Raw genomic sequence first — 21,311 nt, forward strand, 5'->3', positions numbered from 1 at the left:
AACGATAGTTTCACAATGCCATCTGCGCGTGACTATTGTGCCGTGCCCCTTCCAAAGATTACTAGTGTCCCGACATGAGCCAACAATTCCAACATGATGTCCTGGTGATCGGCAGCGGTGCCGCCGGTCTCAGCCTGGCACTTAACCTTCCCAGCCACCTGCGCGTTGCGGTGCTCAGCAAGGGCGACCTGGCCAACGGCTCGACCTTCTGGGCCCAGGGCGGGGTCGCTGCGGTGCTCGACAACACCGATACCGTGCAGTCGCATGTCGAGGACACCCTCAATGCCGGCGGCGGCCTGTGCAACGAAGAGGCGGTGCGCTTTACCGTCGAGCACAGCCGGGAAGCCATTCAATGGCTGATCGAGCAAGGCGTGCCCTTTACCCGCGACGAGCACTACAGCGTTGATGACGGCGGTTTCGAGTTTCATCTCACCCGTGAGGGCGGCCATAGCCACCGGCGCATCATCCACGCCGCCGATGCGACCGGCGCGGCCATTTTCACTACGCTTCTGCAGCAGGCTCGCCTGCGCCCGAACATACAGCTGCTGGAACAACGTGTAGCGGTCGACCTGATCACCGAACGCCGCTTGGGCCTGCCTGGCGAACGCTGCCTGGGCGCCTATGTGTTAAACCGCAATACCGGCGAGGTAGACACCTTCGGCGCACGTTTCACCGTGCTGGCCACCGGTGGCGCGGCCAAGGTCTACCTCTATACCAGCAACCCCGATGGCGCTTGCGGTGACGGTATCGCCATGGCCTGGCGGGCGGGTTGCCGGGTGGCCAACCTTGAGTTCAACCAGTTCCACCCGACCTGCCTGTACCACCCGCAGGCCAAGAGCTTCCTGGTCACCGAAGCCCTGCGCGGCGAAGGCGCGCTGCTGCGCCTGCCCAACGGCGAACGCTTCATGCCACGCTTCGACCCACGCGAAGAACTGGCCCCGCGCGACATCGTGGCCCGCGCCATCGACCATGAGATGAAGCGCCTGGGCGTGGACTGCGTCTACCTGGACATCACCCACAAGCCGGCAGACTTCATCAAGAGCCATTTCCCCACCGTGTACGAGCGCTGCCTGGCATTTGGCATCGACATCACCCGCCAACCGATCCCGGTGGTGCCTGCCGCGCACTACACCTGCGGCGGGGTGATGGTCGACGACCGTGGTCACACCGACGTACCGGGCTTGTACGCGATCGGCGAAACCAGCTTCACCGGCCTGCACGGCGCCAACCGCATGGCCAGCAACTCATTGCTGGAATGCTTCGTCTATGGCCGGGCCGCCGCTGCCGACATCGAGGCGAACCTGGAGGCAGTGGCCATGCCCAAGGCCCTGCCGGGTTGGGACGCCAGCCAGGTCACCGACTCGGACGAAGACGTGATCATTGCGCACAACTGGGACGAACTGCGGCGTTTCATGTGGGACTACGTCGGCATCGTGCGCACCAGCAAACGCCTGCAACGCGCGCAGCATCGCATTCGCCTGCTGCTGGATGAAATTGACGAGTTCTACAGCAACTACAAGGTCAGCCGCGACTTGATCGAACTGCGCAACCTGGCGCAGGTTGCCGAGTTGATGATCCTGTCGGCCATGCAACGCAAGGAAAGCCGTGGGCTGCATTACACCCTGGACTACCCTGGGATGCTGGACGAGGCCAAGGACACCATTCTTAGTCCGCTCTGAGATCGGCGTCGCGGCCTTCGCGGGCTCGCCCGCTCCCACAGGAGCTCCACTGCCTTGCAGCCTTGCGCAGTACCTGTGGGAGCGGGCAAGCCCGCGAAGAAGCCAACCCGGTCTGTAACTATGTGCGGGCCACTTCTGCCCACCTGCGCCTGCTGAACTTCAACCTTACCCGCAAGCGCCGATGCTCATCCGCCCCCAACGCATCCCGCGCTATGCACTGGCTCTCCCCCAGCCACCGCCCCACCCGCTCAAAGCGCAACACCACCAGCCCCGGCAGCGCCACGCTGTCCCGGCACAAGCGCACCGGCTGCCAGCCACGGGCACGGCTGAGCACCTGCCAGCCACGCACATCACGGCGCAAGCCAACAACGGCATGCTCATGCATCAACAGGATACGTCGGGGAATGGCCCAGCCAGCGTGGGCAATACAGAGGGTGACAACAGAGAAGGCGAGCCACCCAGGCAGCGGGCTCGCCCACACGGCAAGCCACGCCAGTACCTGGCACACCAGATAGGCCGCTAGCAGCAGGCGTGAGCCTTGCCAGCGGCACTCGAAGCACTCACTTGGGCTGGACACGGTCCAGGATGATGCGAACCATGCGCTGCAGCTCCGGGTCTTCAGACTCGGTGCGCTCCATGAACCAGCCGAACATGTCCTGATCCTCGCAGCTCAACAGACGCACGTACAGTTCGCGGTCGGTCTCGTTGAGGGTGGGGTAGACTTCCTGGGTGAAAGGCACCAGCAGCACGTCCAGTTCCAGCATGCCACGGCGGCTGTGCCAGAAAAGCCGGTTGAGTTCAGTTTGTTCGACCATGGGGCCCTCCTCGAATGGCCCGCCAGTATACAGCCAGGCACGCGAAGCGACACCGGGCGTTGGTCTAGTCACCTACCTATTTTGTTACCGGCGTTCTATGATGGCCGCCAGTCTTTAGCCACCGCGATGACCCATGGCCGATTCCGCTTTCTTCTGCCCCCTGTCCCACGAGGGCATCCTCGCCGTCCGCGGCTCCGATGCAGGCAAGTTCCTGCAAGGCCAGCTGACTTGCAACATCAACTACCTCAGCCAGGAACACGCCAGCCTCGGCGCCCGCTGCATGGTCAAGGGGCGCATGCAGTCCAGCTTCCGCATCCTGCCTGAAGGCAACGGCTACCTGCTGGCCATGGCCAGTGAACTGCTCGATGCGCAACTGGCCGACCTGAAAAAGTACGCCGTGTTCTCCAAGGCCACGCTGACCGATGAAAGCGCCGCCTGGGCACGCTTTGGCCTGCAAGGTGGCGACGCTGCGCTGCAGGCGCTGGGGCTCGACGTGCCCGCAGTTGCCGGCAGCACCGTACGCCATGAGGGCCTGATTGCCATTGCCGTTTCTGCAGGCCGCGTAGAACTGTGGGTGCCGGCAGACAACGCCGACAGCGTGCGCCAGGCCCTCGTCGGCGCCCTGCCCGAGGGCAGTCTCAACGACTGGCTGCTTGGGCAGGTTCGCGCCGGTATCGGCCAGGTCATGGGGCCGACCCGTGAGCTGTTCATCCCGCAGATGATCAACCTGCAAGCCGTCGATGGTGTCAGCTTCAAGAAAGGCTGCTACACCGGCCAGGAAATCGTCGCCCGCATGCAGTACCTGGGCAAGCTCAAGCGCCGCCAGTACCGTCTGGCACTGGACCAGCAGGCCATCCCGGCGCCGGGCGCCGAAATTTTCTCGCCCACCCATGGTTCGTCGGTCGGTGAAGTGATCATTGCTGCTGGCAACGGCGCAGGCTGTGAACTGCTTGCGGTGCTCAGCGCCGAGGCAGTTGAAGATGACAACCTGCACCTGGGGAGCCTGGAAGGCCCGCGCCTGCAGGTACTGACCCTGCCTTACGAACTGGACCGCGACCGGGAAATCCAGCGCTGACCAGCCTGCCCCGCCCTTGTGGCGGGGCCGCACCACCACTGCGGTAGACACGCCCATGAACAAGCTGGCCGAGATGGTTCAAGCACAGTTGCTCGATGCCATCGAAAAGGATGACCTGGTCCTGCCGACCCTGCCAGAGGTTGCCTTGAGCATCCGCGAAGCAGCGGAAGACAGCGAGATCAGCGTAGCGGCCCTGAGCAAGGTGATCGGTCGCGATGCGGCCCTTTCTGCGCGCCTGATAAAGGTAGTCAACAGCCCGCTGCTGCGTGCAGCGGTCGAGGTCACCGACCTGCACACTGCCATCACGCGGCTGGGCATCAATTACAGCTGCAACCTGGCCATTGGTCTGGTGATCGAGCAGATTTTCCATGCTCGCGCGCCGGCCGTTGAACAAAAACTGCGCGACATCTGGGCCAACAGCCTGGAAGTTGCGGGTATCAGCTACGAAATCTGCAAGCGCTACACGCACCTCAAGCCCGATCAGGCTACCTTGGGTGGGCTGGTCAACCAGATTGGCGCACTGCCGGTACTCATTTACGCCGAAGAGCACAACGAACTGCTGTCCGACCCGGTTTGCCTGCATTACGTGATAGAGCAGATCCAGCCGGTGCTGGGGGACAAGATCCTCAAGGCCTGGGAGTTTCCGGAGCAACTGGTCAACCTGCCCAGCCAGGTTCAGGACCTGGACCGGCAGACTGACAAGGTCGATTACATCGATATCGTGCAGATCGCCCGCTGCATCAGCCAGCGCGGGCGCCATCGGCCATTGGCGGCGCTGCCGGCTTATCGCCACCTGGGGTTGCCGTTTGGTACTGAGCTGGAGGTGGAAGAGCTGCTTGAAGCGCGGAGCATGTTCCGCTGAGCAGTGCCAGCCTGTTCTGGCCCTATCTGGCTTGCCGGCGATAGGGCCAGAACAGCAACACATCAATCGGCGATAAAACTCACCCGCACCCGCAGCCCGCCGTTCTCGCCATCATGCAGGCTTACCTGCGCCAGGTGCGCCCGGCAGATCTCACCGACAATCGCCAGCCCAAGCCCGCTCCCTTGCGCACTGCGCCGGTAGAACCGCTCGAACACCCGCTCACGCTCAGCCTCGGGAATACCCGGCCCGTCGTCTTCCACCTCCAGCACCGCCGGCGCCACCACCCGCAAGATCACATTGCCACCCTCTGGCGTGTGCGCCAGGGCATTGTCCACCAGGTTGCTCAACAGCTCGTTGAGCAGCGTCGGCTCACCCTTCAGCCACACCGGCGCCTCGGCCTCCAGGGCCAGCGCAACGCCGCGTTTGTGTGCCAACGGGGCCATGGCCATACCCAACTCACGGGCCAGCTGGCTCAGGTCCAGGCGCTGCGCGCCGCCCTCGGCAATTGCCCGTGCTCCGTTCTCCACCCGTGCCAACGATAACAGCTGGTTAGCCAGGTGGGTCAGGCGGTCAGTGCCTTGTGCCGCAGATTCCAGCGTCTGCCGCCACGCTTGCGGCTCGGAGGAGCGAAGGCCCAGCTCCACCCGCGCCTTCAAGGCAGCCAGCGGCGTACGCAATTCATGGGCGGCATCGGCAATGAACTGCGCCTGGCGCTCGAACTGGCCGCGCAGGCGCTCGGTAAAGTGGTTCAAGGCTCGCACCAGCGGGCCGAGCTCACGCTGCACCTGCACCACCGGCAAGGCCCGCAAGTCATCTGGCTGGCGCTCTTCCACCGCCGTGCGCAGGCGCTCCAATGGCCGCAACGCCGCACTCACGGCAAACCACACCATCACCAACGCCCCCAGCGCCAGCATACCCAGGCGCAACAGGGTGTCGGCCATCAGCCCACGGGCCATGCGCACCCGCGCCTCTTCCGTCTCGGCCACGCGGATTTCCGCCATGCCGTTCATGTTCGGCTCGGTCACTGCCTTCAGCAGGCTGACCACCCGCACATCCTGGCCCAGGTAGGTGGCGTTGTAGAACCGCGCAAGCGCCGGGTAATCGTCAGTGCGCGGCGTGCCGGGCGGCGGCGGTGGCAGGTTCTCGTAGCCGGAGATCAGCCGCTGTTTGATGTCCAGCACCTGGTAGTAGATGCGCCCGGCGCTGTCGTAAGCGAACGTGTCCAAAGCCACGTAGGGCACATCCGCGCTCAGCGAGCCGTCACGCTGCGACAGGCCAGCGGCGATGGTGCGCGCCGAGGCCAGCAGGGTGCGGTCGTAGGCGGTATCGGCGGCCTCACGGCCATTCCAGTAGGCGCTCAGGCCGCTGGCCAGCATCAGCACCACCAGCAGCAGGGCCAGGTTGCCCAGCAGGCGCCCGCGCAAGCTGCCGTTGTCACGCATCGCGGTGCTCTAGCAGGTAGCCCAGCCCACGGAAAGTGACAATGGCCACCGGGTGGCCGTCGAGCTTTTTGCGCAGCCGGTGGATATAGATTTCGATGGCATCCGGGCTGGCTTCTTCATCCAGGCCGAACACCTGGGCAGCCAGTTGCTCTTTGCTCATCACCCGACCCGGGCGTGCGATCAGCGCTTCCAGCACGCTTTGCTCGCGCGACGTCAGGGTCAGGTTGTCGTCGCCAAGGGCAAAGCGCCGGGTATCCAGGTCGTAGACCAGCGGCCCGCAACGTTGCTGGCGCTCGCCACCGAGCACACTGCGGCGCAGCAAGGCCTTGACCCGTGCTTCCAGCTCGGTCAGCTCGAACGGTTTGGCCAGGTAGTCGTCTGCCCCCAGGTTCAGGCCATGAACCCGGTCCTTGACGTCGCTGCGCGCGGTCAGCATCAGCACCGGCACCGTCTTGCCACGGCCGCGCAGGCGCGCCAGCACCTCAAAGCCATCCATGCGCGGCAAGCCGACATCCAGCACGGCGACAGCGTATTCCTCGCTGGCCAGGGCCAGGTCGGCAGCCACGCCGTCATGCAGCACATCCACGGTCAGGCCGTGGCTTTTCAAGGCCTGGGCCACGCTTTCGGCCAGTTGCAGATGGTCTTCGACCAGCAGCACACGCATCGGATTCTCCCTGCTCGGGTGGGGCGGTTGGCGCGGAGTGTACCGCTGTCGCCAAGCCTGTGAAGCCCCTCGTAACAAACCTTTCACGCTGAAAGGTTAGCGAAAGGTTCGTTACCTAGCATCGCACCACGGTCGCCCTTCGCGCCGAAAAAAGCACCAGCAAGGTGCAACGAATAAGAACAATAAACGGAGTCATCGACGATGCTGTCATCGCAGCCGCAGGCGTTCGCGCCTACCCGTTCCTTTGCCGCACGCCCCTCCGCCATCGCCAGCGCCCTTGCGCTTGCCGGTGTCGCCCCGATGAGCCAGGCCGCCTTCTTCGAAGACAGCACAGCCACCTTCGAAACCCGCAACATGTACTTCAACCGCGACTTCCGCGACGGCACCAGCGCGCAGCAATCCAAGCGCGACGAGTGGGCCCAGGGCTTCATCCTCAACTTCGAGTCCGGCTACACCGATGGCACCGTAGGCTTTGGCCTGGATGCACTGGGCATGCTCGGCATCAAGCTCGATTCCAGCCCCGACCGCACCGACACCGGCCTGTTGCCGACCCACGATGATGGCAAGGCCGCCGATGAGTATTCCAAACTCGGCCTGACCGGTAAGGTGAAGATTTCCCAGACCGAACTGAAGATCGGCACCCTGATCCCCGAGCTGCCAACCCTGCAGCCCAACGACGGGCGCATCCTGCCGCAAACGTTCGAAGGCGGCCTGCTCACCTCGAAGGAAATCAAGGGCCTGACCTTCACTGGCGGTCGCCTGGACAAGGCCAAGGACCGCAACGACACCAACTGGGAAGACCTGGCGCTGAACAACAAGAACGGCCGCTTCGGTGGCAGCTTCAGCGCCGACAACCTGGCCCTGGGCGGGCTGGACTACCAGTTCACCGACCGCATCACCGGCAGCTATCACTTCGCCCAGCTCGACGACATCTACCGCCAGCACTTCATCGGCATGGTCGCCACCCAGCCGTGGGGCCCGGGCACCTTCGGCGCCGACCTGCGCCTGGCCGTGAGCGACGACGCCGGTGCGGCCAAGGCGGGCAACATCGACAACACCACCGTCAACGGCATGCTCAGCTACGCCCTGGGCGGGCACAAGGTCAGCGCCGCCTGGCAGCAGCTGTCAGGGGACAGCGCCTTCCCGTATGTCGATGGTGCCGACCCTTACCTGGTCAACTTCGTCCAGATCAACGACTTCGCCGGCGCCGACGAGCGCTCCTGGCAAGCGCGCTACGACTACAACTTCGCCGCACTCGGCGTGCCCGGCCTGACCTTCATGACCCGCTACATCAGCGGCGACAACGTCAGCCGCGCCGCTGGCGGCGAGGGCAAGGAGTGGGAACGCAACACCGAGCTCAAGTACGTGGTACAAAGCGGCCCGTTGAAGAACGTCGCCGTGCGCCTGCGCAACGCCACCTTCCGCTCCAACTTCGCCCGTGACGCGGACGAAGTGCGGCTGCTGGTGAGCTACAGCGTCGCCCTGTGGTAACCCAATAACAACAACGCTCACGGAGATAGACGATGACCTTTTCACTGCGCCGCCTCGTCCTCGCTACCGGCTGCCTGCTGTTGGCCGGCAATGCCCTCGCTGCCGAACCGAAACGCCCCGAATGCATCGCCCCCGCCTCACCCGGCGGCGGCTTCGACCTGACCTGCAAACTGGTGCAAAGCGCCCTGGTGCAAAGCGCCCTGGTGCAGGAAAAAATCCTCAGCAAGCCGATGCGCGTCACCTACATGCCCGGCGGTGTCGGCGCGGTGGCCTACAACGCCGTGGTCGCCCAACGCCCGGCCGATGCCGGCACCTTGGTGGCGTGGTCCAGTGGTTCGCTGCTGAACCTGGCACAAGGCAAGTTCGGCCGCTTTGACGAGAACGCGGTGAAGTGGCTGGCCGCTGTCGGTACCAGCTATGGCGCCATCGCGGTGAAAAGCGACTCCCCTTATAAAACCCTCGATGACCTGGTCGCCGCGCTGAAGAAAGACCCGAGCAAAGTGGTGATCGGCTCTGGCGGGACCGTGGGCAGCCAGGACTGGATGCAGACCGCCCTGATCGCCAAGGCTGCCGGCATCAACCCGCGTGACCTGCGCTACGTGGCCCTGGAAGGCGGTGGCGAAATTGCCACGGCGTTGCTGGGTGGCCATATCCAGGTTGGCTCGACCGACATCTCCGACTCCATGCCGCATATCCAGAGCGGCAACATGCGCATCCTTGCGGTGTTCTCGGAAAACCGCCTGGACGAGCCCGAGATGAAAGACATCCCCACTGCCAAGGAACAGGGCTACGACATTGTCTGGCCGGTGGTACGCGGTTTCTACCTGGGGCCAAAGGTGAGCGACGAGGACTACGCCTGGTGGAAAGCTTCGTTCGACAAAATGCTGGCCTCGGAAGACTTCGCCAAGCTGCGTGACCAGCGCGAGCTGTTCCCGTTCGCCATGACCGGCGAAGAGCTGGACGGCTATGTGAAGAAGCAAGTGGCTGACTACAAGGCATTGGCCAAGGAATTCGGGCTGATTCAGTAAGCCTGTCGGATTCACCACAATCCCTGGGGGAGCAGGCACCGCGGTGCCTGACACCGGCCTTGCCGGTGTTCGCGGGCACGCCCGCTCCCCCAAACGAGGACTCTGCAATGATCCTGCAACGCATCTTCGCCCTGGCCCTGCTGGCGGTGTGCGCCGCCCTGGCCGTGATGGCATTGCCCTACCAGGCGGCGTTTTCCTATGAGCCGGTCGGCCCACGCGCCTACCCGCTGCTGATGCTCGGCCTGATGAGCCTTGGCCTGCTGTACCTGGTGTTTCGCCCTACGCCCATCGTGCGCAAGGACGACGAACCGGAACTGGACCGCGAAACCCTGACCAAGATTGCCGCCTGCGTCGGCCTGCTGGTTGTTTTCGCCGCCACCTTCGAGCCTTTGGGCTTCATTCTCAGCGCCATGCTGGTCGGTGTGCCCATGGCCCGGCTGTACGGCGGTCGCTGGCTGCACAGTGCCATGGTGGTGGTCGGCATGAGCGTCTTTCTCTACTGGCTGTTCGACCGCGTAATGGACGTGCCCCTGCCCCTTGGCCTGCTGAGCGTACTGGAGAACTGACACATGGATACCTTGAGCTACCTGGGCCAGGGCTTCGGCGTCGCCCTGTCCCCCTACAACCTGGTCACCGCCCTCTCCGGCACCCTGATCGGTACCGTGGTCGGCCTGCTGCCAGGCCTGGGCCCGATCAACGGCGTGGCCCTGCTGATTCCCATCGCCTTCGCCCTGGGCTTGCCACCGGAGTCGGCGCTGATCCTGCTGGCGGCGGTGTACCTGGGTTGCGAGTACGGTGGGCGTATCAGCTCGATCCTGCTGAACATCCCGGGCGAGGCCTCGACCGTGATGACCACCCTCGACGGTTACCCGATGGCCCGGCAGGGCTTGGCCGGCGTGGCCCTGTCGCTGTCGGCCTGGAGTTCGTTCATCGGTGCCTTCATCGCCACCTGCGGCATGGTGCTGTTCGCGCCGTTGCTGGCGAAATGGGCCATTGCTTTCGGCCCGGCGGAGTACTTCGTGCTGATGGTGTTCGCCATCGTCGCCCTGGGTGGCATGGCCGGTGACAAGCCCCTGAAAACCTTCATTGCCGCCCTGATCGGCCTGTTCCTGTCGGCGGTCGGCATCGACGCCAACAGCGGCGTCTACCGCTTCACCGGTGACAGCGTGCACCTGGCCGACGGCATCCAGTTCGTGGTGCTGGTACTGGGCCTGTTCTCCATCAGCGAAATCCTCCTGCTGCTGGAAAAGACCCACCATGGCCACCAGGCGGTCAAGGCTACCGGCCGCATGCTGTTCAACTTCAAGGAAGCGGCTTCGGTGTTCGTGGTGAACATTCGTTGCGGTCTGCTTGGTTTCATCATGGGTGTTCTGCCTGGCGCCGGCGCAACCTTGGCCAGTGCCGTGGCCTACATGACCGAGAAGCGCCTGGCGGGTGAAAGCGGCAAGTTCGGCAAGGGCGATGCCCGTGGCCTGGCCGCACCGGAAACCGCCATCGGTGCTTCGTGCTGTGGCGCCCTGGTGCCGATGCTGACCCTGGGTGTGCCGGGCTCTGGCACCACCGCCGTGATGATCGGTGCCCTGACCCTGTACAACATCACCCCCGGCCCACTGCTGTTCGAACAGCAGCCAGACATCGTCTGGGGCCTGATCGCCTCGCTGTTCATCGCCAACATCATGCTGGTGATCCTCAATATTCCGATGATCCGCATTTTCACCCGCATCCTCGCCGTGCCGAACTGGGCGCTGGTGCCGGTGATCGCCATCATCACCGCCATCGGCGTGTACGCCGTGCATGCCACCACCTTCGACCTGTTCCTGATGGTCGGCATCGGCATCATGGGCTACATCCTGCGCAAGCTGGACTTCCCGCTGTCGCCAATCCTGCTCGGTTTCATTCTCGGCGGGCTGATGGAGCAGAACCTGCGCCGCGCACTGTCGATTTCCAACGGTGAGCTGGGCATCCTCTGGTCGAGCCCGATCAGCATGGGCGTGTGGGCGCTGGTGGTGCTGATGCTCGCCTTGCCGCTGCTTCGCATCTGGCGCAAACGCAGCCAGCAGCGCCGGGCCCTGGCCGATGCCTGATCGCGGGTTGCCGTTGTTTGTCGCAACCGGGCTGGTCGGCCTTGCTGGCGGTTACATCGCCAGCAAGGTCGGCTGGCCTTTGCCGTGGATGGTCGGCTCGCTGCTGGCCATCATCCTGGTGCGCTGCCTGACGCCCTGGCAACTGTCAGAGATACCCAACGGCCGCAAGTGCGGGCAGTGCATCATCGGCATCGGCATTGGCCTGCACTTTACCCCGGCGGTGATCGAGCAGGTGGGCAGCCATTTTGCGCTGATTTTCTTCGGCGCCCTGTTCACGACCCTGTCCAGCGTGATCAGCGTGTGGCTGTTGCGAAAGACCGGTGAAGACCGCGCCACGGCTTTTTTCGCCAGCATGCCAGGAGGCTCGGGGGAGATGGTCAACCTCGGCGCACGTAACGGCGCGGTACTGAGCCAGGTGGCTGCGGCGCAGAGCCTGCGGGTGCTGGCGGTGGTGCTGTGCGTACCGGCGCTGTTCAAGTTCTTGCTGGGTGACGGGGTGCCGCTGAACCACGCGGGAAGCGTCAGCTGGAGCTGGCTGGCCTTGATAGCGCCGTTGGGCGGTGCCGTTGCGCTGCTCTGGCAACGCTTGCGCCAGCCCAATCCATGGCTGTTCGGGCCATTGCTGGTAGCGGCCACGGTCAGCCTGGCCGGCAACCTGCAAATCGCACTGCCCAATGGTGCCAGCCAGATCGGCCAGTGGCTGATAGGCAGCGGCCTGGCTTGCCACTTCAACCGCGCCTTCTTCCGCCGCGCACCGTCGTTCCTGGGGCGCACGCTGTTAGCCACGGCGCTATGCATGGCGATTGCCGGCAGTGCCGCGTGGGTACTCAGCGTGATGACCGCGCTGGATTTGCGTTCGCTGACGCTGGGAATGATGCCGGGCGGAATTGCCGAAATGAGCCTGACGGCAGAAACCCTGCAACTGTCGGTACCGCTGGTGACGGCGCTGCAGGTGATGCGCCTGCTGTTCGTGCTGTTTTTGGCAGAGCCGTTGTTCAAGTATTGGGTAAGGAACCAGCACTAGGGGCCGTTGCACGGCCCCGGTAATCCTCAAAGCGGCGGCAACGCCCAGTTGATCGGCGCCATGCCACGCTGCTCAAGGAAGCTGTTGGTCCGGCTGAAATGCCCGCAACCCAAGAAACCACGGTAAGCCGACAGTGGCGACGGATGCACCGATTTCAGCACCAGGTGCTTGGTCCCATCGATCAGCTTCTGTTTGCTCTGCGCATGCGAACCCCACAGCAGGAACACCACGTTCGGGCACTGCTCACTGACTACCTGGATAACCCGGTCGGTAAAGAACTCCCACCCCTTCTTGGCGTGCGATGCCGCATTGGCTCGCTCCACGGTCATGGTCGTGTTGAGCAGCAATACACCCTGCTCGGCCCAGCTTTGCAGGTAGCCATGGCTGGCGATCGGGATGTTCAGATCGCGCTGCAGTTCCTTGTAGATGTTGACCAGCGACGGCGGCGTGGCCACGCCCGGTTGCACCGAGAAACACAGACCATGCGCCTGGCCCGGCCCGTGGTAAGGGTCCTGCCCAAGGATGACCACCTTCACCTGGTCCAGCGGTGTCGAGTTGAGTGCATTGAAGATCAGCGGCCCTGGCGGGTAGATCTCCTTGCCGGCGGCATATTCGCTGCGCAGGAACTCTCGCAGCTGATGCATGTAGGGCTGGTCGAATTCGGCGCGCAGTGCGGCCTTCCAGCTGGGTTCGAGTTTGATGCGATCGTCGTCAGTCATGGGGCCATCCGTAAACAATGGCGCGACACTAGGTAAGCCCTTCCCGCTTGTCAAACGATCCGACCGACAACCGGCATGTTCGGCCAGGCAGGCCATACTTGTGCGATGACTTGAGCGAGGTAGTCCATGGCCATTCATTGCGAGGTTCTCATCGGCGCCGATGGCGCCCGCATCGGCATTGCCACCCTGGATGCACCCAAGGCACTCAATGCCCTGAACCTGCCCATGATCGAAGTATTGGGCGAACAACTGCATGCCTGGGCCCACGACCCGGGCATTGTCTGCGTGCTGCTGCGCGGCACCGGCGCAAAAGCCTTCTGCGCCGGTGGCGATGTACGTGCACTGGTACAAGCCTGCCGCGACCACCCCGGCAGCGTGCCGCCCCTGGCTGCCACCTTCTTCGCCGCCGAATACCGCCTGGACTTTGCCCTGCACACCTACCCCAAGCCGCTGCTGTGCTGGGGGCATGGGCATGTGCTAGGAGGCGGCATGGGGCTGTTGCAGGGTGCCAACGTGCGTATCGTCACACCCAGCAGCCGGCTGGCCATGCCGGAAATCAGCATTGGCCTGTACCCGGATGTGGGCGCGAGCTGGTTTCTGGCACGGCTGCCGGGCAAGCTGGGGTTGTTCCTGGGGCTGACGGGGGCACCGATCAACGCCCGCGATGCCCTTGACCTGAGCCTGGCCGACCGCTTTCTGGGCGAGCACCAGCAAGAGGCATTGATCGAAGAACTGCTGCAGTTGAACTGGCAAGAGCAGACCGCCCTGCAGCTGAACAGCCTGCTCAAGGCCGAACAGCACCGCGCCTGTGCCGAGTTGCCCGAAGCCCAGTGGTTGCCAAGGCGGCAGGTTATCGATGCGTTGCTCGACGTGGCCGATGCGGCGGCGGCCTGGCGTGCGCTGGAAGGGCTCAAGCATCATGACGACCCGCTGCTGGCCGATGCCGGCCAACGGCTGCATCAGGGTTGCCCACTGACGGCGCACCTGGTCTGGGAGCAAATCCGCAGGGCACGGTATCTGTCGCTGGCACAGGTGTTCCAGATGGAATACAGCATGAGCCTGAACTGTTGCCGTCACCCCGAGTTCAGCGAAGGCGTACGCGCCCGCCTGCTGGACAAGGACGACCAGCCGCGCTGGCACTGGCCCGATGTGGCGCAGGTTCCGGCGGCGGTGGTCGAGGCGCATTTTGCCAAGGTGTGGGAGGGTCGGCACCCATTGGCAGATCTGGGTTAGGCTTGCCGGTGATGGGGCGCAAAGCGCCCCCCGCTTCACTTCACCTTACCGCCGCCAGTTGCCTCCTTGCCCCTGGCCACGCTGGCCATCCCAACGCCCGCCACCATTCCCCTGCCTGTTGGAATGCGAATCGCCACGCTGGTAGCGCTGGCTGCCATCACGATAGTCATGGCGATCCCGGTCTTGCCTGTAGTCTTGCCGTTGGCGATTGCCATAGTCGTAGCGGGGGTTGCCATGCCAACGGTTCATCCCCGGCTGCGGATACGGCCGGTATTGCGGCGCGGGGGCTGGCCGGTAGTAATAGCGTGGTGCAGGCTGGTAGTAATAGCGCGGTTGCGGCGTGACGTAATAACGGTCATAGCGGTAATAGCCCGGCGAGACGTAACGGTCGGTGGAATAGTAGTCCGAACGGTAATAGCCCCCGCTCTCGTAGTACGGGGCGCAGGCGGAAGTCATCAGCCCCAGCAGGGCGATCAACAGGATTCGATAGGACATGGCGGCCTCCTGGACCGCTGGAGTGCCCGAACAGCGGCGCTGGCGAGCATCGATGCGTGATGCATTCATCGACACTGAATAAGACAGCGACGCCAAGGTGCAGTGCCATTTCTGCAACAATTTGATACAGGTGCGATAGCCCCTAAAAACTTGCAGTCATTTATCGGTCATCTCACTAGAATGGGCGGCTCGGCACACATCATGGGAAGATCATGCCCTCACGTTCCGCTCTGTTCTCGCAGCGCTCGCTGATCGTTACCCTGCTGGTGCTGCTGGCCTGCGGCTTCCTTGCTACCTCGCTGCTCAGCTACTTCTCCTCGCGCAGCGCCATCCGCGACGGCATTATCAATACCGAATTGCCGCTGACCTCCGACACGGTCTACTCGGAAATCCAGAAAGACCTGATTCGCCCGGTGCTGATCGCCTCGATGATGGCCCAGGATACTTTTTTGCGTGACTGGGTACTGTCGGGCGAAAAGGACACCCAGCGCATGACACGCTACCTGGGCGAGGTCATGGGTAAGCAGGGCACCTTCACCTCGTTCTTCGTCTCCAACCGCACCCTCACCTACTATCAAGCCAAGGGCGTGCTCAAGCAGGTGCAAGCCGGCACATGGCGCGATGCCTGGTATTTCCGCCTGCGCGACCTCAAGGCCCCCTATGAGATCAACGTCGACCTCGATATGGCCAACCAGGACAGCCTGACCGTGTTCATCAACTACCAGGTGCACGACTACCAGCACCGCTTCATTGGCGCTGCCGGGGTGGGGCTGAGTGTGTCCTCGGTGGTCAAGCTGATCGACCAGTACCAGCGCCGCTACCAGCGGTCGGTCGTGTTTGTCGATGCCGAAGGCAAAGTGTTGCTGACCGGGTCCGAAGGTGGTCCGCACGGTTTGCGGGTCGGCCAACCACTGAGCGACAACGCCGAACTGAACGATGTGCTGGCCGAACAGCCAGTACCCGGCGAAGGCAGCCACGAGTACCACGACAGCGACAACCACAGCCACTTCCTCAACGTGCGTCACCTGCCCGAGCTGGACTGGTACCTGTTGGTGGACAAGCGCGAAACCGGCGCCCTCGACCGCATTCGCCATTCCCTGTACCTGAACCTGGCCATCTGCGCGATGATCACCTTGGTGGTGCTGGCGCTGGTGCATGCCATGGTGCGCCGTCATCAGGCCAGCACCGAGGCGCTGGCCACGCTCGACAGCCTTACCGGCCTGCCCAACCGGCGCAGCTTCGACTTGCTCGCCGCCCAGGCGTTGCACGAAGCCCAGCGCGACAGTGGGCCGCTGGTGGCGCTGCTGATCGACCTGGACCACTTCAAGGCGCTGAATGACACCCACGGTCACCTGGCAGGCGACGAAGTGCTGCGCCAGTTCGCCAATGTGCTACAGGGCAGCCTGCGCCAATCGGATATACTCTGCCGCTGGGGCGGCGAGGAGTTCATCGTGCTGCTGCGTGAAGCCGAGGGTCGGCAGGCCATCGAGGTAGCGGAAAAGATCCGCCGCCGCACCGAACAGCTCACGTTCAGCTACGACGAACACCCCTTGCGCCTGACCACCAGCATCGGCCTGAGCAGTCTGCAACCGGGAGATACCCTGCACGCCCTGCTGACCCGCGCCGACCGAGCGCTCTATCGTGCCAAGCAGGCCGGCCGTAACCGCGTCTGCAGTGAAACCCAAGATGAATGACAGCCAACACTGCCCCGCTTGCGGTGCCCTCAACCAGTGCAGCCTGGCCGTCCCCCGCCGCGCCACCCAGGCCTGCTGGTGCTACAGCGTGAGTATCGACCCGGCCGTGCTCCAGGCCCTGCCCGCCGATTTACGCGACAAAGCCTGCCTGTGCCCACGCTGCGCGGCCGTTGAAGAACAACTTCGATCAACCACTTCTCACTGACCTGTTGCAATGCGCCTCGACCGCTTCCTCGCCAACCTGCCCAGCCTCAACCGCCAACAAACCCGCCTGATGCTGGTACAGCGTCGTGTGCGGGTAGATGGACAGGTGGTCAGCGACCCGCTGACCGAGGTACGCGAATTCAGCCGCGTGGAACTGGACGACCAGGTGCTGCAGGCTGGCCGACCGGCGCGCTACCTGATGCTGCACAAACCCACGGGCTGCGTCAGCGCCACCCAGGACCCGCAGCACCCTACCGTGCTCGACCTGCTGCCCGAAGCATTGCGAGGCGACCTGCACATAGCCGGGCGCCTGGATTTCAACACCACCGGGTTGATGATCCTGACCAACGATGGCCAATGGTCACGGCGCCTGACCCAACCTGCCACCAAGCTGCCCAAGCACTACCTGGTGGACACCGAGGACGAGATTGGCGAGCACTATGAGGCCAAGTTCCGTGAGGGTTTCTACTTCGCCTTTGAGGACCTCACTACTCTGCCCGCCCAGCTGGACATCCTCGGCCCGCGCCAGGCACGGCTGGCGATCGTCGAAGGGCGCTATCACCAGGTCAAGCGCATGTTCGGGTTCTTCGACAACAAGGTGGTGGGGTTGCACCGGGAAAGCATGGGCGCGATCCGCCTGGATCCTGACTTGGCTCCGGGGGCGTTTCGTGAACTGACGGCGGAAGAAATCGCCACTGTCTAGGCTGCCCGTTCTGGCCCAAGGTGGTCATACGACCGCTGAGCGACAAAAGTCACAAATTCTCCCGAACGGCACTTGCAGGATCCCCGACCCACTGCTTGAATCCAAATCGTCAGTCTGCATGTGACTAACAAGTCACACCCGCAGTCGAAGACGCCTTTTGCCGGCCACCCAGGGCCTTGATGCCTTGGGGCACGGCAAATTGCCCGCCAAAAACAATACCGTCGACGCATGTGCCAAGGATCGACACAGGGCCCCCGGTTACTCTTCAGGCAAATGCCTACCTGTCATAAAGAACGTGCACCCTAGGTGACGCGAATACCCTTTTTGCGCCAGGAGTCGATGACATGAGGCCAGAAATCGCTGTACTTGATATCCAAGGTCAGTATCGGGTTTACACGGAGTTCTATCGCGCGGAAGCGGCCGAGAATACGATCATCATGATCAATGGTTCGCTGGCCACCACGGCCTCGTTCGCCCAAACGGTACGTAACCTGCACCCGCAGTTCAACGTAGTGCTGTTCGACCAGCCGTATGCCGGCAAGTCCAAGCCACACAACCGCCAGGAACGGTTTATCAGCAAGGAGACCGAGGCGCATATTCTCCTTGAGCTGATCGAGCACTTCCAGGCCGACCATGTGATGTCGTTCTCATGGGGTGGCGCAAGTACGCTGCTGGCGCTGGCGCACCAGCCGCGGTGCGTGAAGAAGGCCGTCGTGAGTTCCTTCTCGCCGGTGATCAACGAACCGATGCGCGACTACCTGGACCGTGGCTGCCAGTACCTGGCCGCCTGCGATCGCTACCAGGTCGGCAACCTGGTCAACGACACCATCGGCAAGCATCTGCCATCACTGTTCAAGCGCTTCAACTACCGCCACGTCAGCAGCCTGGACAGCCACGAGTACGCGCAGATGCACTTCCACATCAACGAGGTGCTGCATCGCGACCTGGACCGGGCGCTGGAGGGTGCGCGCAATATCGACATCCCTGTGCTGTTCGTCAACGGCGACCGCGACGAGTACACCACGGTCGAAGATGCCCGGCAGTTCGGCAAGCATGTGGGCAAGAGCCATTTCAGCGTGATTCGTGACGCTGGCCACTTCCTGGACATGGAGAACAAAACGGCCTGTGAAGACACCCGCAGCGTCCTGCTCGGTTTCCTCAAGCCGGCCGTGCGTGAAACGCGTCACCGCTACCGGCCTGTTCAACAAGGGCAGCAGGGGCAGCATGCATTGGCCATTTGAGCGCATCGGCGCCCTGTGGCTGATCCCGCAGGCTATAGGGTGCCGACAAGCTTTTTTATAACTTGGGCTTCTAATTCGTGGAGGGTTCTGGTAAAAAGTGCTGCGCAGACGCGGGTATAGTTTAGTGGTAAAACGAAAGCTTCCCAAGCTTTAGTTGAGGGTTCGATTCCCTCTACCCGCTCCACATTGCATCACCGCATGGCGTTCCAGCAACGTCATCGCTGTCAGAAGGGGCCTCGGCTCCTTTTTTCGTTTCTGCCCTCCCGGTTTGATCTGGCCCATGGCCAATTGCCTGCCGATCCGCTTCAATGCGTAGATGGTTACGTGAAGCATTTCGAAAGGACGACGCATGTTTCTCTCCCGCTGGCTACCGGGCCTTGCCAACCTGCTGCACTACCGCCGCGAATGGTTCCATGCCGATTTGCAGGCAGGCCTCTCGGTCGCGGCGATTCAGATACCCATCGCCATCGCTTACGCACAAATTGTCGGTTTGCCGCCACAGTACGGCCTGTACGCCTGCGTGCTGCCAATGATGGTCTATGCCTTGATCGGCAGCTCACGCCAGCTGATGGTTGGCCCTGACGCCGCTACCTGCGCGATGATCGCCGGTGCCGTGGCGCCGCTGGCCATGGGCGACCCGCAGCGCATTGCCGAACTGTCGGTGATCGTCACCGTGCTGGTGGGGGTAATGCTGATCGCTGCCGGCCTGGCACGGGCCGGGTTCATCGCCAGCTTCTTCTCGCGGCCGATCCTCATCGGCTACCTCAACGGCATCGGCCTGAGCCTGATCGCCGGGCAGCTGTCCAAGGTGGTGGGGTTCAAGATCGAAGGCGACGGTTTTATCCTCAGCCTGATCAACTTTTTCCAGCGCCTGGGTGAGATCCACTGGATCACGTTGTTCATCGGCCTGGCCGCTCTGGGCCTGCTGATCTGGCTACCACGGCGTTTCCCACGCCTGCCCGCCGCACTGACCGTGGTGGCACTGTTCATGTTGCTGGTCGGCCTGTTTGGCCTCGACCGCTTCGGCGTCGCCATCCTCGGCCCGGTGCCGGCCGGCATCCCGCAGCTGGCCTGGCCGCACAGCAACCTGGCGGAAATGAAGAGCCTGCTGCGCGACGCCCTGGGTATCGCCACCGTCAGCTTCTGCAGCGCCATGCTCACCGCACGCAGCTTTGCCGCCCGCCACGGCTACGCGATCAACGCCAACCACGAATTCGTCGCCCTGGGCGTGAGCAACCTGGCGGCCGGGGTGTCCCAGGGCTTTGCCATCAGCGGCGCCGACTCGCGCACCGCCGTCAATGACATGGTGGGTGGCAAGAGCCAGCTGGTGGGCATCGTCGCCGCGCTGGTCATTGCCCTGATCCTGTTGTTCTTCACCGCGCCGATGGCGTGGATCCCGCAGGCAGCATTAGGCGCCGTGCTGCTGATGGCCGGCTGGGGGCTGATCGACATCAAGTCGCTGGGGCTCATCCGCCGCCTGAGCCGCTTCGAGTTCTGGCTCTGCCTGCTGACCACGGCCGGTGTGCTGGGCCTGGGCGTGCTGCCCGGCATCGTGTTTGCTGTGACCCTGGCGATCCTGCGCCTGCTCTACAGCATCTACCAACCCACCGACGCCGTGCTCGGCTGGCTGCCGGGCACCGAAGGCCAGGTCGACATCCGCAAATTCAAGGAAGCGCGTACCGTGCCAGGCCTGGTGGTGTACCGCTTCGACGACGCGATCCTGTTCTTCAACGCCGACTACTTCAAGATGCGCCTGCTCGAAGCGGTGCAGAGCCAGGACCAACCCAAGGCCGTGCTGTTCGATGCCGAAGCCGTCACCAGCATCGACGTCAGCGGTATCGCCGCCCTGCGTGAAGTGCGCGATACCCTGGCCGCGCAAGGCATCTTCTTTGCGATCGCCCGCGCCCGGGGCACCTTCCTGCGCATGCTGGTGCGCTCGGGGATGGCACGGGAAATGGAAGACAAACTGCTGTTCGGCTCGGTGCGGGCGGGGATTCGGGCGTATCGGGTGTGGCGTAACCGCAACCGTAGCACGCTCATTACCGGAGAGGGCTGAACAGAACGCTATCGCAACCCATTCGGCCCCCTACAGAGAAAAGGACTACCCGCCCCTCGAAAAAGGATGATCGCCCAGTGAGGAGCGGATTCGCTAGCCTCGCTGACCCGATCCTGAATACGGCCGGGCAATCCTTCTCCGTGGCGCTGGACAACCAGCAGCTACGCCAATGGCGTACAACCTGTTATGCTTTTTACCGAAACAGCCGTGTTCACCAAGCGAGTCAAGGAACTCCTTGATGACGATGCCTATCGCTTGCTCCAAGTCCGGCTCATGATTTCACCTGAGGCAGGTGACCTGATCGAGGGAACAGGCGGCCTGCGCAAATTACGTGTGGCCGCAAACGGGCACGGAAAACGCGGTGGTGCCAGGGTTATCTACTACCACTTCATCTCCAAGTCACAGATAGCCCTGCTCTACATCTAGCGCAAGAACGAGCAACCCGGCCTGTCCCCCGAGCAACGCAAGGCGCTGAGGTCGATCATTGAACACTGGAGGCACGCATGAACCGCTTTTTTGACGAACTGCTGGAAGGCGTGCAACAAATGGACGACATCGTCCAAGGGAAGCAGGCGCCTTCTCGAGAATTCGAGATCGATGCACTCCTGGTGCGTAACATCCGCAAGGCAACGGGGCTCACGCAAGCACGCTTTGCCGAGATCATCGATGTTCAGGTAGCAACATTGAGGAATTGGGAACAAGGGCGACGAGAACCTACCGGGCCTGCCAAGGCATTACTACGCGCAATACGTAATGATCCTGATCATGTATTAAAGGCCCTTGCGCACTGACAAGGGCCTGT

At 63.1% G+C, this 21,311-nt stretch carries 22 protein-coding genes, 1 tRNA gene and 1 pseudogene; 17 read left to right on the top strand and 7 right to left on the bottom strand.

What is annotated here, in order from left to right; all coding sequences use genetic code 11:
• Positions 1-74: 74 nt before the first annotated feature.
• Positions 75-1,679 carry an L-aspartate oxidase gene (gene nadB, locus B9A31_RS13225; protein ID WP_019097232.1) on the top strand — a complete coding sequence of 535 codons (1,605 nt, stop codon included), beginning with the start codon at positions 75-77 and terminating at the stop codon, positions 1,677-1,679.
• Positions 1,680-1,797: 118 nt separating this feature from the next.
• Here nadB and B9A31_RS13230 read toward each other — a convergent pair whose 3' ends face one another.
• Positions 1,798-2,256, bottom strand: coding sequence for a protein YgfX (locus B9A31_RS13230; RefSeq protein ID WP_084297053.1), 459 nt, complete (start codon positions 2,254-2,256; stop codon positions 1,798-1,800).
• The gene (locus tag B9A31_RS13235) at positions 2,240-2,494 is read right to left on the bottom strand and encodes an FAD assembly factor SdhE (RefSeq protein ID WP_003252043.1); all 255 of its coding nucleotides are present in this window, start codon (positions 2,492-2,494) and stop codon (positions 2,240-2,242) included. Before B9A31_RS13235 ends, B9A31_RS13230 begins: the two co-directional genes overlap by 17 nt.
• 133 nt (positions 2,495-2,627) lie before the next feature.
• On the opposite strand from B9A31_RS13235, the gene B9A31_RS13240 reads away from it, so the two are divergent.
• A complete protein-coding gene (locus tag B9A31_RS13240; protein ID WP_084297054.1) occupies positions 2,628-3,569 on the top strand; it encodes a CAF17-like 4Fe-4S cluster assembly/insertion protein YgfZ in 942 nt (313 codons plus the stop codon).
• Positions 3,570-3,624: 55 nt separating this feature from the next.
• Positions 3,625-4,431 (top strand): HDOD domain-containing protein, encoded by an 807-nt coding sequence (locus tag B9A31_RS13245; protein WP_084297055.1) that lies wholly within the window; start codon positions 3,625-3,627, stop codon positions 4,429-4,431.
• 62 nt (positions 4,432-4,493) lie between these two features.
• Here B9A31_RS13245 and B9A31_RS13250 read toward each other — a convergent pair whose 3' ends face one another.
• Positions 4,494-5,873, bottom strand: coding sequence for a sensor histidine kinase (locus B9A31_RS13250; RefSeq protein WP_016713689.1), 1,380 nt, complete (start codon positions 5,871-5,873; stop codon positions 4,494-4,496).
• On the bottom strand, positions 5,866-6,537 hold the full coding sequence (locus B9A31_RS13255; RefSeq protein ID WP_016713688.1) for a response regulator: 672 nt from the start codon (positions 6,535-6,537) through the stop codon (positions 5,866-5,868). Before B9A31_RS13255 ends, B9A31_RS13250 begins: the two co-directional genes overlap by 8 nt.
• A 201-nt stretch (positions 6,538-6,738) precedes the next feature.
• Here B9A31_RS13255 and B9A31_RS13260 point away from each other — a divergent pair, with 201 nt between their 5' ends.
• The 5 genes from B9A31_RS13260 to B9A31_RS13280 all read left to right on the top strand — a co-directional run bounded on the left by B9A31_RS13260 (position 6,739) and on the right by B9A31_RS13280 (position 12,164).
• Complete coding sequence (locus B9A31_RS13260; RefSeq protein ID WP_016713687.1) at positions 6,739-8,028, top strand: OprD family porin; 1,290 nt, start codon at positions 6,739-6,741, stop codon at positions 8,026-8,028.
• Positions 8,029-8,060: 32 nt separating this feature from the next.
• Positions 8,061-9,056 carry a Bug family tripartite tricarboxylate transporter substrate binding protein gene (locus tag B9A31_RS13265; RefSeq protein WP_084297056.1) on the top strand — a complete coding sequence of 332 codons (996 nt, stop codon included), beginning with the start codon at positions 8,061-8,063 and terminating at the stop codon, positions 9,054-9,056.
• A gap of 107 nt (positions 9,057-9,163) precedes the next feature.
• Positions 9,164-9,622: a tripartite tricarboxylate transporter TctB family protein gene (locus B9A31_RS13270; protein WP_019097236.1), complete on the top strand. Its 459-nt coding sequence runs from the start codon at positions 9,164-9,166 to the stop codon at positions 9,620-9,622.
• Positions 9,623-9,625: 3 nt separating this feature from the next.
• Positions 9,626-11,140, top strand: coding sequence for a tripartite tricarboxylate transporter permease (locus B9A31_RS13275; protein WP_016713684.1), 1,515 nt, complete (start codon positions 9,626-9,628; stop codon positions 11,138-11,140).
• Positions 11,133-12,164 carry an AbrB family transcriptional regulator gene (locus B9A31_RS13280; RefSeq protein ID WP_027615405.1) on the top strand — a complete coding sequence of 344 codons (1,032 nt, stop codon included), beginning with the start codon at positions 11,133-11,135 and terminating at the stop codon, positions 12,162-12,164. The genes B9A31_RS13275 and B9A31_RS13280 overlap by 8 nt, the downstream gene beginning before the upstream one ends.
• A gap of 26 nt (positions 12,165-12,190) precedes the next feature.
• Here B9A31_RS13280 and ung read toward each other — a convergent pair whose 3' ends face one another.
• Positions 12,191-12,883, bottom strand: coding sequence for a uracil-DNA glycosylase (ung, locus tag B9A31_RS13285; protein WP_016713682.1), 693 nt, complete (start codon positions 12,881-12,883; stop codon positions 12,191-12,193).
• A gap of 126 nt (positions 12,884-13,009) precedes the next feature.
• Here ung and B9A31_RS13290 point away from each other — a divergent pair, with 126 nt between their 5' ends.
• Positions 13,010-14,116 carry an enoyl-CoA hydratase/isomerase family protein gene (locus tag B9A31_RS13290; RefSeq protein ID WP_019097238.1) on the top strand — a complete coding sequence of 369 codons (1,107 nt, stop codon included), beginning with the start codon at positions 13,010-13,012 and terminating at the stop codon, positions 14,114-14,116.
• A 45-nt stretch (positions 14,117-14,161) separates the two neighbouring features.
• On the opposite strand, the gene B9A31_RS13295 is transcribed toward B9A31_RS13290, so the two are convergent.
• On the bottom strand, positions 14,162-14,611 hold the full coding sequence (locus B9A31_RS13295; protein WP_016713680.1) for a hypothetical protein: 450 nt from the start codon (positions 14,609-14,611) through the stop codon (positions 14,162-14,164).
• Positions 14,612-14,823: 212 nt separating this feature from the next.
• Between B9A31_RS13295 and B9A31_RS13300 the strand changes: the two genes are divergently transcribed.
• From B9A31_RS13300 to B9A31_RS13320, 5 genes are all read left to right on the top strand, one after another.
• Positions 14,824-16,305, top strand: a complete 1,482-nt coding sequence (locus B9A31_RS13300) for a sensor domain-containing diguanylate cyclase (RefSeq protein WP_084297057.1) — start codon at positions 14,824-14,826, stop codon at positions 16,303-16,305.
• A complete protein-coding gene (locus tag B9A31_RS13305; RefSeq protein ID WP_084297058.1) occupies positions 16,298-16,510 on the top strand; it encodes a cysteine-rich CWC family protein in 213 nt (70 codons plus the stop codon). Before B9A31_RS13300 ends, B9A31_RS13305 begins: the two co-directional genes overlap by 8 nt.
• A gap of 9 nt (positions 16,511-16,519) precedes the next feature.
• A complete protein-coding gene (locus B9A31_RS13310; protein ID WP_019097241.1) occupies positions 16,520-17,212 on the top strand; it encodes a pseudouridine synthase in 693 nt (230 codons plus the stop codon).
• A gap of 344 nt (positions 17,213-17,556) precedes the next feature.
• On the top strand, positions 17,557-18,453 hold the full coding sequence (locus B9A31_RS13315; protein ID WP_027609155.1) for an alpha/beta fold hydrolase: 897 nt from the start codon (positions 17,557-17,559) through the stop codon (positions 18,451-18,453).
• 110 nt (positions 18,454-18,563) lie between these two features.
• Positions 18,564-18,637, top strand: a tRNA-Gly gene (locus B9A31_RS13320).
• Here B9A31_RS13320 and B9A31_RS13325 read toward each other — a convergent pair.
• Positions 18,604-18,804 (bottom strand): hypothetical protein, encoded by a 201-nt coding sequence (locus B9A31_RS13325; RefSeq protein ID WP_080587352.1) that lies wholly within the window; start codon positions 18,802-18,804, stop codon positions 18,604-18,606. The genes B9A31_RS13320 and B9A31_RS13325 overlap by 34 nt on opposite strands.
• On the opposite strand from B9A31_RS13325, the gene B9A31_RS13330 reads away from it, so the two are divergent.
• The 3 genes and pseudogenes from B9A31_RS13330 (at position 18,803) to B9A31_RS13340 (ending at position 21,300) form a co-directional block, all read left to right on the top strand.
• Entirely contained in the window at positions 18,803-20,509 is a 1,707-nt protein-coding gene (locus B9A31_RS13330; RefSeq protein ID WP_019097243.1) for a SulP family inorganic anion transporter, read from the top strand. The genes B9A31_RS13325 and B9A31_RS13330 overlap by 2 nt on opposite strands.
• Positions 20,510-20,695: 186 nt before the next feature.
• A pseudogene (locus tag B9A31_RS13335) lies at positions 20,696-21,016 on the top strand (type II toxin-antitoxin system RelE/ParE family toxin).
• Complete coding sequence (locus B9A31_RS13340) at positions 21,013-21,300, top strand: helix-turn-helix domain-containing protein (RefSeq protein WP_084297059.1); 288 nt, start codon at positions 21,013-21,015, stop codon at positions 21,298-21,300. The pseudogene B9A31_RS13335 and the gene B9A31_RS13340 overlap by 4 nt, the downstream one beginning before the upstream one ends.
• Positions 21,301-21,311 lie beyond the last annotated feature (11 nt).

The organism is Pseudomonas sp. URIL14HWK12:I5 (genome assembly GCF_900176445.1).
GTDB classification, from domain to species: domain Bacteria; phylum Pseudomonadota; class Gammaproteobacteria; order Pseudomonadales; family Pseudomonadaceae; genus Aquipseudomonas; species Aquipseudomonas monteilii.